The sequence below is a fragment of the Nitrosomonas aestuarii genome (assembly GCF_003046585.1).
Classification (GTDB): Bacteria; Pseudomonadota; Gammaproteobacteria; order Burkholderiales; family Nitrosomonadaceae; genus Nitrosomonas; species Nitrosomonas aestuarii.
In genome coordinates this window covers 48,491-61,129 of the sequence record NZ_QAAE01000018.1, presented here as the reverse complement: position 1 = coordinate 61,129, position 12,639 = coordinate 48,491, and the positions used below count along the sequence as shown (strand labels likewise).

General features: G+C 41.2%; 11 protein-coding genes and 1 pseudogene. 9 read left to right on the top strand and 3 right to left on the bottom strand.

What is annotated here, in order from left to right:
• From C8R11_RS17070 to C8R11_RS13060, 7 genes and pseudogenes are all read left to right on the top strand, one after another.
• Window positions 1-111, top strand: a pseudogene (locus C8R11_RS17070) (methane monooxygenase/ammonia monooxygenase subunit C); the annotation flags it as partial.
• Between the two features lie 297 nt (window positions 112-408).
• Window positions 409-1,128 carry a hypothetical protein gene (locus C8R11_RS13085; protein ID WP_107796088.1) on the top strand — a complete coding sequence of 240 codons (720 nt, stop codon included), beginning with the start codon at window positions 409-411 and terminating at the stop codon, window positions 1,126-1,128.
• Between the two features lie 131 nt (window positions 1,129-1,259).
• Window positions 1,260-1,682: an Hsp20/alpha crystallin family protein gene (locus C8R11_RS13080; RefSeq protein ID WP_090702438.1), complete on the top strand. Its 423-nt coding sequence runs from the start codon at window positions 1,260-1,262 to the stop codon at window positions 1,680-1,682.
• 185 nt (window positions 1,683-1,867) lie between these two features.
• Window positions 1,868-3,817, top strand: coding sequence for an ATP-binding cassette domain-containing protein (locus tag C8R11_RS13075; RefSeq protein WP_107796087.1), 1,950 nt, complete (start codon window positions 1,868-1,870; stop codon window positions 3,815-3,817).
• Window positions 3,818-3,916: 99 nt separating this feature from the next.
• The gene (locus tag C8R11_RS13070; protein ID WP_107796086.1) at window positions 3,917-4,240 is read left to right on the top strand and encodes a c-type cytochrome; all 324 of its coding nucleotides are present in this window, start codon (window positions 3,917-3,919) and stop codon (window positions 4,238-4,240) included.
• A gap of 27 nt (window positions 4,241-4,267) precedes the next feature.
• Window positions 4,268-4,597 carry a c-type cytochrome gene (locus C8R11_RS13065; RefSeq protein WP_090702432.1) on the top strand — a complete coding sequence of 110 codons (330 nt, stop codon included), beginning with the start codon at window positions 4,268-4,270 and terminating at the stop codon, window positions 4,595-4,597.
• Window positions 4,598-5,268: 671 nt separating this feature from the next.
• A complete protein-coding gene (locus tag C8R11_RS13060) occupies window positions 5,269-5,571 on the top strand; it encodes a hypothetical protein (protein WP_107796085.1) in 303 nt (100 codons plus the stop codon).
• A gap of 67 nt (window positions 5,572-5,638) precedes the next feature.
• On the opposite strand, the gene C8R11_RS13055 is transcribed toward C8R11_RS13060, so the two are convergent.
• The 3 genes from C8R11_RS13055 to C8R11_RS13045 all read right to left on the bottom strand — a co-directional run bounded on the left by C8R11_RS13055 (window position 5,639) and on the right by C8R11_RS13045 (window position 8,886).
• On the bottom strand, window positions 5,639-7,225 hold the full coding sequence (locus C8R11_RS13055; protein WP_107796084.1) for an adenylate/guanylate cyclase domain-containing protein: 1,587 nt from the start codon (window positions 7,223-7,225) through the stop codon (window positions 5,639-5,641).
• A 48-nt stretch (window positions 7,226-7,273) separates the two neighbouring features.
• Window positions 7,274-8,074, bottom strand: a complete 801-nt coding sequence (locus C8R11_RS13050) for an HDOD domain-containing protein (protein WP_244907686.1) — start codon at window positions 8,072-8,074, stop codon at window positions 7,274-7,276.
• A gap of 149 nt (window positions 8,075-8,223) precedes the next feature.
• Entirely contained in the window at window positions 8,224-8,886 is a 663-nt protein-coding gene (locus C8R11_RS13045) for a dioxygenase family protein (protein ID WP_107796082.1), read from the bottom strand.
• A 197-nt stretch (window positions 8,887-9,083) separates the two neighbouring features.
• On the opposite strand from C8R11_RS13045, the gene gdhA reads away from it, so the two are divergent.
• Together gdhA and C8R11_RS13035 are read left to right on the top strand one after the other, a co-directional pair.
• Entirely contained in the window at window positions 9,084-10,427 is a 1,344-nt protein-coding gene (gene gdhA, locus C8R11_RS13040; RefSeq protein ID WP_107796081.1) for an NADP-specific glutamate dehydrogenase, read from the top strand.
• A 234-nt stretch (window positions 10,428-10,661) separates the two neighbouring features.
• On the top strand, window positions 10,662-12,626 hold the full coding sequence (locus tag C8R11_RS13035; protein ID WP_244907685.1) for a lytic transglycosylase domain-containing protein: 1,965 nt from the start codon (window positions 10,662-10,664) through the stop codon (window positions 12,624-12,626).
• The last annotated feature ends 13 nt before the right edge of the window (window positions 12,627-12,639 follow it).

Below are 12,639 nucleotides of genomic sequence, written 5' to 3'. Positions count from 1 at the left end.
TTGTTCTCAGGTGGTATTGCAGCACAGATTATCACCCGTTACTCTAACCTGACAGACGTGATCTGGAATGGTCAAAGTAAAGAAATACTCAACAACCGGATTGTTCCTTGATATTTAGCATTAAATATTTTAACTACTGAATTATTTATTCTCCCAATCCCTGCTACTATCTTAACATTCTAGTAGCAGGGATAATCTACATGCATTAATTTCGCAATACTTTTTACAGTGCCCTGAGCAATACAATCAATTTTCCAATCCAGACACAAACGCCACTTATAATCTGACCCTGAAAGTTAGACGTATTAACTATAAACAAAAAGCGCTGTTAAATTTCGTCCAGTAGATGATACATATGCACCTTAGATGTTATGATCAAAAATAACAAAACGAACAGCAGGAGGCTAAATGAGCAACCCCGAATCCAACAATTCAAATTCGAACGCCCCGGAGTCAAATGACTCTGAAGCAGAAAACCCTGATAAAGAAAAAATGAAATCCAGTACGAATACAAGCTTACTGATGCCTGTTGCATTACTGCTGGTTTTACTGTTAATTCCATTTTCAATTAATTCTTTCATACATTTTCTCTCATCCTCGAATCAATTCGTTCATCCAGTAATTATGAAAATACCCATCGACAGCAGCGCGGTTACAGCACCTGTCGAGGCAAAACAATACGAAGGTTTTGAGGTAAAATTAAATGTAAATACGCAACAACTTTCAGAGTTTATCAACGAGATTGTATCCATTGCATCTGTGGGTACTTCTATACAAGGCATCACTGGTTTCATCTCCCCCAATATGCAGGCCGAAATTACAGGCAAAGACTTCCGCATAGAAAATCCAGGGCCGCAACAACAAATGTATATTTTAGGTAACACAACAGAATGGAAATGGCATGTTGTGCCTAAATCATCCGGCATACAAACAATTAAATTCAAAATGCATGTTACATCAACAGAACTTGATCATCAAAAAGTTGATGTAATTGAACTTGCGCAAGCCAATATTTCGATTGACTCAAATCCCACCATGTGGATGGTACATAACTGGTGGATATTTGCGTTACTGGCATTAGCCTTGTTTGGTGGCTGGAAAGTACTTCGCCGTTATAACGACAACTAAATTGACTTTGAACTTCCTCAGTATTTACCGGAATCAATACACGTTTCTTCCATCTTGAAATAAAAACGAGTTACCCCATATCTTTCTTAAGAGGTTGTAAGTTGTATTTTTTTATTTAAAAGGAGAAAGTGATGGCGATTACACGTTATGAGCCTTGGGGCTTATTAAGTCAATTGCAAAAAGAATTAGAGCGTAACGCAGCGGAAGGCTCTACAGCTACTGCTGAATGGGCACCAGCTGTTGATATTAAAGAAGAAAAAGATAAGTTTGTGATTCATGCCGATATCCCAGGTGTCAAGCCTGAAGATATAGATATCAGCATGGAAAATGGGGTGCTCACTATAAAAGGTGAGAAGAAAACCGAAGCAGAAACGGAAAAAGAAGGCTATAAACGTGTAGAGCGTACGTACGGTTCTTTTTATCGCCGTTTCAGCTTACCCGATTCAGCAAATCCGGATGCCATTTCTGCTTTATCCAAACATGGCGTGCTGGAACTGACTATTCCTAAAAGAGAATCCGTGCAGCCGAAAAAAATTAACGTATCTGCTGAGTAACAACAGAATCTAAATACAGATAAAAACAATGGAGCCGATGGCAAATTGCCGCTACTGATTGTGGCCGATATCAACGGCTCCATTTTTAATCCAGATATTACTTTTGCCATGTACTGTAAACCATGACAGAATGGCGCCTTTCTATTTAACTGCATCTCTTTCCACTAACAAACACACAAATTTTTATGCCCTTAATAACACTGGAAAAAGCTTGCCTGGCTTTTGGCCATCATGCATTGCTTGCCCAGGTTAATCTACAACTTGATCCGGGTGAACGTATAGGGTTAATCGGTAGAAATGGCGGCGGCAAATCCAGTCTGCTGCGAGTGCTATCAGGCAGTATAAAACTGGATGATGGTACACTATGGTGTATCCCCAGTCTGAAAGTAGCGCATGTTGCACAGGAACCCGCTTTAACAGACAGCAATTCGGTTTATCAGGAAGTTTCAAAGGGACTGGGCAATATCAGCCAGTTATTACTTGATTATCATGCCGTTTCGCATACTTTAAGTACTGGAAACCAAGAAACCGAAAACCTGCTCGTCCGATTACAAGAACTGCAAAATGAGCTCGACACCCACGATGGCTGGAACATTCAGGCCAGAATTGAAACCGCTATTGATAAATTGAATCTACCTGCGGATACATGTATTGAGCATTTGTCAGGCGGATTAAGAAAACGTGTTGCGCTGGCGCGCGCACTCGTCATGTCGCCTGACGTATTATTATTGGACGAGCCTACAAACCACTTGGATTTCACATCCATTGAATGGTTGGAAGAATTTTTACAAAACTTCTCAGGCAGTGTCCTATTCGTCACCCATGATCGTCGCTTTCTGGACAATATAGCTACTCGCATTGTTGAGCTTGACCGAGGCAACTTGACAACATTCCCGGGAAATTTCAGCGTGTACCAGCGTAAGAAAATGGAAATGTTAGAAATTGAAGCCACACATAATCAAAAATTTGACAAAATACTGGCACAAGAAGAAATATGGATACGCAAAGGGGTTCAGGCCAGATGTACACGAAATGAAGGACGGGTTCGACGCCTGGAAGCTTTGCGCAAAGAGCGCACATCCAGAAGAGAACGTATTGGCAAAGCCAATATAAATGTTGATACTGGTGACCAATCTGGCAATCTAGTTGCTGAATTAACTCACGTCAGCAAAAAATATGGTGATAATACAATTATTGATGATTTCTCCTGCCGAATAATGCGTGGAGACCGCATTGGATTGCTCGGACCCAATGGTGCAGGAAAATCAACCTTATTAAAATTGATACTCGGAGCACTACAGCCCGATTCAGGCCACATTCGTCAAGGCACGAAACTGTCTATTGCATATTTCGACCAAATGCGTGAACAACTGAATGATGAAATGACATTAGCTGAAACAGTCAGCCAGGGCTCTGAATTTATTGAAATCAATGGCAAACGCAAGCATGTCATCAGCTACCTGGAAGATTTTTTATTTTCGCCACAACGTGCACGCTCACCGGTCAAATCACTCTCCGGTGGCGAACGTAATCGTCTATTATTAGCAAGATTATTCACACGACCGGCAAACGTAATGGTGCTGGATGAACCTACAAACGACCTGGACATTGAGACACTAGAGTTACTGGAAGATTTATTGCAAAATTATACTGGCACACTCTTCTTAGTCAGTCATGATCGCGAATTTCTGGATAATGTCGTCACTCAGGTTATCGCATTCGAAGGAAACGGTATTCTGCGTGAGTATATTGGCGGATACGCTGATTGGATACAGGCAAAAAAACAGGACAAACGGATTAAAGAAAAACAAGCTCAAGATGACACAAATGTTAAACAACCCCAAAGCCTATCAGCAAAAGAAAAAAAATTATCCAAATCATTATCACAAAACAAGAAACTCAGCTATCAAGAAACTCGGGAATTGATCGCATTACCTGATAAGATTGAAACACTGGAACAAGAACAGGCCAATATTGTCCAGCGCTTAAATATTGCAGATATTTACCAGAACAATCCAGACGAAGCAAAAATACTGCAAAAACGTTATTCAGTAATAGAAAAAGAAATAACCGATTGTCTTGCAAGATGGGAAGAATTGGAGTCAAAATCAAGTAAAATAAAAGGGGGGTTGTAACGTCAATTTCCCTATACACAACATGGACATAGTTCACAATTCATTGACCAAATTGAGTACATCGTTTAAAGTTCAACTTTTGAGAGGAGGAGGCTTACAATGAAACAAAAAACACTAATTAATTTATTACTTGCCTCGAGCATGCTGTTTGCATTTTCGAGTACAGTTCAAGCTGGTGACGCAGCTGCGGGAAAAGAAAAGAACTCTATGTGTGTGGGTTGCCATGGAATTGACGGTTACCGCACCGCTTTTCCAACAGCTTATAATGTTCCTAAAATCGGTGGTCAGCATGCTGAATATTTAATCAAATCACTTGAAGGCTATAGAAATGGCACACGCAACCACCCTTCTATGACCGCGCTTGCAAAAACACTTTCTGAGCAAGACATCAAAGATCTCGCAGCCTTTTACGCAGGTAATTAATTCAGTCATTTACATAAGGAACAAGTTATGAAGAAATGTATTATTGCCGCATTGAGTGGCGTTGCCCTGATAATATCGGGACAGGTAGTTGCAGCGGATATTGAAGCTGGCAAAAGCAAAGCTGCTGAAGTATGCGCCTCATGTCATGGCATTGATGGGAACAGTCCAGCACCTAATTTTCCACATATTGGTGGTCAGTACAGAACATATCTAGAAAAAGCACTGAAAGACTATAAATCCGGTAGTCGCACCGACCCAGTTATGAACGGTATGGTAGCAGCATTAAGTAATGACGACATTGAAAATCTCGCATTCTATTATTCAAGTCTGCCAGGCAAACTGAATTCAAACAGATAATAGTTATTCGGTATTCTCACGAATATCAGTATTTCTTATTATTGCTAGTGAACGCTGAATAATTCTGATATTTTTTTATTTTTGAATCAGCCAAGGTTCTTTGTCTAGTTTAGGAACGGGATACGTCAATCATGAAATGAGGTCGTGTCCCGTGTCTATTTATTATTTCCTACTGACATAGTATCTATCCCGAGACTAATACGTGGCAAAAGCAGACCAGAGAACTGCTTGCTTTTGATAACCAATCACAGTTGAGACAATTTAGTCAATAGTCAAGTCTATAGATATAGACAATTATTGCCTTGATCTGATCCGAATATCGTATTTCAGGGTGAATAATAATCACTATTGCCCTGTATACCGGATTAAGTGCGTAACATCTTTAAATAGTATAGGATAGATGATGTTTACCAGACACGTTAATATCAACTATAAATCAGAAATTTTCAATTATTACCTTCAGAATTTCCAGTTTTTTACTTCGTTTTCATCACCAACCGAAACGATTAAGCTAAGATCCTGATTTTGTGGGACAGAAAAGCAACAACTCAAAGTAAAAATTGTCTCAAGAAAGATTTTACATATGGCAAACAAGCATTCCGATAAAATCTTAAACACAGAAATTGCAAGCGATAGCCACTCAATTAGTCCGTTTTACATGGAAATTCAAAATGACAGATTTAAAATATGCCGGTATTGATCAAGACAAGAACAATGGTCTGACACACCTTGGCCGTATTGTGAGAGACGCTTGGGTATTCGGTATTCTGCCGGAAACAGAGACCTGCAAAGGCTGGGATTATGCGAAGATGCAAAATTTATATGAAAGAGTTTACGCTGCTTGGGAACCCTATGCGCACTTACCAAGCCGTCTACCTGAGGAATTACAAAACAAGCATACGCGAATTTATGATCAGGCGATTACAACGGCTAAAGAGAAAGGCTGGAACCCCGAATTGAATGATGAAGACTAAGCATCGATAAGTCATCTCATCAATTGAAAGAAAGATTACCAGACGGAGTATCGGCAACTGCACCCCTTTAATCTATTGAATACGCATAACAGACAGCCAGTTTTTCTTGTTTTCCTTTTACATTAATATAAAACGTATCGCCATATTTAAAATCCATTTTTTCTGCAAGTTCTATCGCTTCACGCATTCTTTCACTTATCAGCACGCCGTCAGGCTGACAACATTTCTCTATGCGTGATGCAGTATTCACAACATCTCCAATTGTTGTCCAGTCCAATCTTTCCGGAGTGCCGACATTACCAATAATGACTTTCCCCCAGTGAATCCCGATTCGTAACTGTAATTTAGGCTGTTCTGCACGCTGACGTAACAGATTGATATCATAAGAATGTTTCTGCATGTCAAGTGCTGCTATCACCGCATCATGTGGACTGCGAAATAACACCATAATGCAGTCACCCATAAATTTGTCGATATAACCACCATATTTCTTTACCGAAAAGGAAACTCTGCGCAATACTGAGTTGAGTATATGGATAATTGATTCTTCATTTTCATTTTGTTCGACAAATGAAGTAAAGTCCACAATATCACAAAAGAGCACTGCAATATTACATTCTTCGTTGCTGAGCAGATTACTGCCCAGCCTTACCACTTCTCTAGCTTTTTTTTCTACAAGCTGCGGGACGTAATTGCGTGTTATATTATGCACCCTTGCTTCATTCAAAATTCCTCCTTCAGAGAGGTTATCAATATTTCCTCCGTCCAGCGTTATTTTTTGCCATAATGTATGTATTATGGAATTATTGTCACTAAAACCACTGACATTAAAAAGTACCGATTTTTCAGTATTTTTGTGCATCTTAATACGAACTCTGTAGTTCTCAAACTTACCGTCAGGTTCCTGCAAAGCCATACCCCATATCACATCATTATAAAAATGTATGGAAATTGACCGGGCGAATATTTCGATTGACGCATTGCTTTCTTCCAGATTCAACTGAGCCAAAATGGATGGTGATATTGCTTGAATCGTTCCTATACTGGAAAAACAAACAACACTGTAAGATAGCTTTGAAAAAATTGCCTGAGTGCTATTCAACTCATTTTGTAGCGTCATCAAAGTCGGCGATACAACTGCTTGTTGCAGTACTTCATTTTTTACAAGCTTACCTGAGAAATTATTGGAACCCTCGAATATTTTTTGTTCCTGAAATTGGTATCCGAGTGTTTGAATCATTTTATTACTTAAAAGAAACGCATCACTGCAAAAGCTTGGCGCACTTATTGAGACAAAGGCGTCTTCAATATCGTGAAAAGATAACAAAATGTGAAAGTTATTTACTTCACAGAAATTAGCGATATTTTTGTCACCATGCTCAGCCAATTCACAATTGAATAATGCATTCAGATCAGTTTCGCTGTTGATGCCGCCAAAGCCAAAATCAACTTGAACGATTTGTTTAAACACATTTTGGTGCATGGCACTTACCAGATTTGTAACCAGCTGGTGCAGCAGAAAAAAGGTAGGCTCAATCAACTGTTCTATATGAAGTCGATTGAGAGACAAAGCAGTATGCTCTCTAATGTCATCCCAAACGTTTTGCTCTATAGAGGTGACGACAATACTATGAGTTGAGTTTGGTTCGGCCATTACAGCTATCAGTAAGCACTGTATTGTTTTTTTATATTTATCATTCCATCAAACGCACAAACGATAAATTTCGTTTTGAACTAATCGCTGCATGAATGACTCTTCCAACAAGTGAGCAATAAGCTTTTCGCCGGCACCCATACGCATCAATTTTTCTTTGCTACACGGAAGATCTGATGGAGATGCGCCGAAGCCCGCATCCTTTATCAGACTGTTAGCGATAGCAAGAAAATGTAACACCTTATCTTGCGTTTGATCAGGCAAAATCTGTTCCAGACAGATTGCCGTATAATTCTCAAAATACACGGGCAGCTTCCACTCCCAAATGGTTTGCTTACCGACATCGTAATGATCTATTTTTAGGAATTTTTGTTCTGCTTCGGCGCATGCGCATGGTTTTTCCAGAGCATAACCGAGTATTTTAATATAGCCATTTGGGTTATTGTAGAACAACAACACTTTTCCGATATCATGTAACAGACCCGCAACAAAAGCTTCTTCGCTGAGTTCTTTTTCACCCATTGCAATACATATCTGCTGACACGCAAGTGCTGTCAACAGAGAGTGCTGCCAAACATGTTTCTTAATCAGTTTGTTCTTAATCTGTGTAAAAATAGATCGCGAAACGGATAGAATTGCTAAAGAGCGTATAATATTTATACCAAGCAAATTGATAGCATGCGGAATCGTCTTAATATGTCTGCCCCGACTATACATGGCGGAGTTGGCCACTCGGAGTATCAGTGATACCGCCCCCTGATCGGAACGTAAAAGACTATCCATTTCTTGAAAACAATTATCAGAATCCGCATTGATTCCAATAATTCTGGCAAGAAAATCAGGTTGCACAGTGATAACTTTATAATTGATCGAGTCGAGTTTCATTTATAAAAGTGACAGAATAAATAACATGTATTACTCTATTTCGGCTTAAAATGCTATTTATTGACATTATAGAAACTGATATATCAATTAGAGCATACTGATTATTACAATGTTTAGTGTCCGCGCAACACAATATTATACGTGTAAGCCATCAAACCTTCATATCCTCCTGTCTCTTGAGCAATCATTGCCGCCTGTTCCGTTCTATTTTTGTTGTTAAATAATAAATCAGTCGCATTTAGCGATTCATCCGGGAAATACATTTGCGTGATCAGTTTCGGATACCCCTGCCTGGATATCTTGAAATGGATATGCGGAGGACGTGTCCATGTTCTTGTAGCCGGATAAGCGCCGGGCTTTACTGTTTTAATACGATACTGCCCATTATTGTCACTGTGAATAACAGCCCAGCCCTGAAAATACGGATCTAACGGCGCCGAATTAGAATCTCTTGGATGGTCATATCGACCTGCAGCATTCGCCTGCCAGATATCAATAACCGCATTATTTATTGGTTGACCGCTGTCATCCTTAATAAATCCGCTAATGACGATATATTGACCTTTTGCCGAACTGTTCTGACCCGCAACTCGAGTGAGATCAGCATCCTTATCTCGTTGGTCCGCGACCGGATAAAAAGGTCCCTCAACCTCCTGCGGCGTTGGAATGGTAACCATCTCACTCCAGCTTTCCGACGCGCCGAGCGCGCCCGTCACAGTACCCGCCATTCCCAACTTGATCAATTTTCTTCTGGATAATTTGTTCTTATCAGTCATCTCAGCCCCACCATGGCAATCATTTAAATATTACGACACAATGTACATCTTCAATCTTATTGTCATTAAAAGACAAATATAATTCAAAAAAACTGTTCTTTTCTCTTTTTTTTACAAAAATACTGTGCACCTTATGAATTTATTTGGCAGAATGAAGAGTTCAAGAATAACCTTTGTTAAACCGGGGAAATTAAAACATGAAATATAAAAGTTTTCAGGAATTCTGTAACTATGTCGCAGAACGTAATCCAGTTCAACCAGAATTTATACAAGCTGTTAAGGAGGTCATGGAAAGTTTGTGGCCTTTTATTAGTGAACACCCACGTTACGCCGAGCATGGCGTACTTGACCGTCTGGTAGAACCAGAGCGTGCCATCATTTTTCGTGTAGCCTGGGTCGATGATCAAGGTGAAGTCAAAGTCAACCGCGGTTATCGGATCCAGCATAGCTCAGCGATCGGTCCCTATAAAGGCGGCACACGCTTTCACCCATCGGTTAATCTTTCCATTCTTAAATTTCTTGCCTTTGAACAGACTTTCAAAAATGCTTTAACCACGCTACCGATGGGTGGCGGCAAGGGTGGATCTGATTTTGACCCAAAGGGAAAAAGCCCGGGTGAAATTATGCGTTTCTGTCAGGCTTATGCCAGCGAATTGTTCCGACATATCGGTTCGGATACAGACGTACCAGCTGGCGATATAGGTGTTGGTGGACGTGAAGTCGGTTACATGGCCGGCATGGTAAAAAAACTGTCTAATCGTTCTGATTGTATTTTTACGGGCAAGGGTCTAAGTTTTGGGGGCTCATTGGTACGGCCTGAAGCAACCGGATATGGAACTGTTTATTTTGCTCAAGAAGTACTCAAACATGCTGGCCGTTCGCTTGAAGACATGAGAATTTCCATTTCCGGTTCTGGCAATGTAGCGCAATTTGCCATTGAGAAAGCCCTCACGCTAGGCGGCAAAGTTGTCACCGTTTCAGATTCAAGTGGTACTGTTGTGGATGAAGACGGCTTTACTACCGAGAAACTCGCCATATTGTCCGAAGTCAAGAATCATTTATATGAACGCGTCGACGAATACGCCAAACGCGTCAACGCAACCTTTTTACCCAACACCAAACCCTGGCATGTGCCGGTCGATGTCGCCCTGCCTTGTGCGACCCAAAACGAAATCAGTGAAGAAGATGCACAATCATTGGTTAAGAACGGTGTCATTTGTGTTGCCGAAGGCGCCAACATGCCTTCTACCGCTGAAGCCGTTGAATGCTTCGAACAAAATAAAGTGCTTTATGCGCCAGGCAAAGCAAGCAATGCGGGTGGTGTCGCTACTTCAGGCCTGGAAATGAGCCAACATGCAATACGACTTGCCTGGACACATGATGAAGTTGACGCACGTTTATTGGAAATCATGCAGGCTATCCATAAATCCTGTCTGGAATATGGCAGCAAGCCTGACGGCAGCGTAAATTACGTTGATGGCGCGAATATTGCTGGATTCGTAAAAGTTGCTGATGCCATGCTGGGGCAAGGTGTTACCTGATCTGTTATCCCGGAAAGGTACTGAGTCGTAACATGCGCGAGTAAATCCAGCAATCAATTCACTCAGTACTTTTTTGAATTTCAGAATGCAAATACTCTAGCAAGTGCATTCGTAAATAATTGTAAAGATTGCTATGATTTATTAATAGTTGTCGAGACAACTCTATTTTGCTACGGTATTGCCGATACAACCTATGCAGTTTTTTAAAGCGGTTTCATAGCGTTCAGTTTCGATATGTTTAGTTTGTATCTTTATGCCATGATCAAATTCCTGACAAACATAATTTTTCTTTTTTATGCGTGTACGCTGGCAGCCAGCCAAGCTATTCCATCCAATCTATCTGGACTAGATAGTGATTTCATCGCTGCACGTAAAGCATTTCAACAAGGTAATGCCACACAGCTGGCCGATTACGCCAAACGCTTGAACCATCATGCACTGGCTCCATATGTCGAATATTATCAACTTCGTATGTATTTGCGATCGACCAGTATTGAAACGATACAGGCTTTTCTGGCGCGTCACGAAAACAGTTTGGTTGCCGAACGGTTACGTATTGACTGGTTAAGATTACTCGCCAATAATCAGCAGTGGAATCTTTTTGAAAACGAATTTGAGAAACTGGCAAACAAGGACAGCGAGCTGCTCTGTTACGCCTATCAGCACCGCGTTAAAACACATGATAATAACGCACTCAACGAAGCCCGCTTGCTTTGGTTTACTGCCAATAGCATGCCTGACAGCTGCACTCCTGTTTTCAACACATTAATTTCTAGAAAAATCATCACAGTCGAAGATATGTGGGCACGTATCAGACTGGCGCTGGAAGCGGGACAAACCGGCATGGCACGTTATATCAGCCGCAGCATACCTGTCGACGAAGCATTAAATATAGACGAACTCAATGCAGCGGCACAAAATCCACTTTACTATCTCAAAACACGCCAGGGCAAAATAAAAACACGTGCTGATCGTGAAATTGCTCTGTTTGCACTACTGCGCTTACTAAGCAATGATACCAATCCCGCGCTGGTCAAATGGTTGGAAATCAAAGATAAGCTATCCGATTCCGATCAATCCTATTTTTTAGGCAGACTCGGATACCGTGCTGCAATGCGGCATGATTCGCGCGCACTTGGCTGGTTTCAGGCAGCCCAGAATACTAAGAACCCGCATCCCCTGACAGACACACTACTGGCATGGCAAGTTCGTGCGGCACTTCGCTTAGAACGCTGGGACAGCGTGCTGGATAGCATACATCGCATGTCAGCCACAGAGCAGGCAGACAGTACATGGCAGTACTGGAAAGCACGGGCACTCAAGAAAACAGGCAATGTGTCCGGTGCCAACAGCATACTGATTTCACTTAGTAAGGAGCACAATTATTACGGACAATTGGCCAAAGAAGAACTAGGCACAATTCTCACTGCGGCAAAAGAATCCACTCCCGTCAGTAAAGAAGAAGTTATTGCCATGGAAAAAATGCCCGGCGTACAACGTACTTTGGCCTTTTACCGCTTGGATTTACGCACAGAAGCTTATAGAGAATGGGTGTGGACTATCCGTAATTTTAATGATCGGCAATTACTCGCTGCGGCTGAGGTCGCACGGCAACATGGACATTATGACCGTGCCATCAACACAGCCAATCGAACCATACAACAACACGACTTTAGATTACGCTTTCCAACACCACATCGCGAAACATTACAACCCATTTTGAAAGAACAAGCTATTGATGAAGCCTGGGTTTATGGTCTCATCCGCCAAGAAAGCCGCTTTCTGACCGATGTCACATCAAGTGCAGGTGCTAAAGGGCTAATGCAACTGATGCCGGATACAGCGAAATGGGTAGCCAGACAACTCGGCATTGTCAATTTTCAGCAAAATCTGGTCACACAAATTGATATCAACCTAAAACTCGGCACCTATTACTTAAAACATGTGCTTTCAACGCTGGATAATCAACCATTATTAGCATCTGCTGCTTATAACGCCGGCCCGGGACGCGCGAAACGCTGGCGAGACAACGATAAAAATCTGGAAGGCGCGATCTACGCCGAAACAATTCCTTTCAGTGAAACACGTGACTATGTAAAAAAAGTACTTAAAAACTCTGTCTATTATGCAAATGTATTGGAACATGATCACACTGCGCCGACGCTCAAGGATCGCCTGGGCGTTGTTTCAAAAAAATAATCAGTTACAGTAA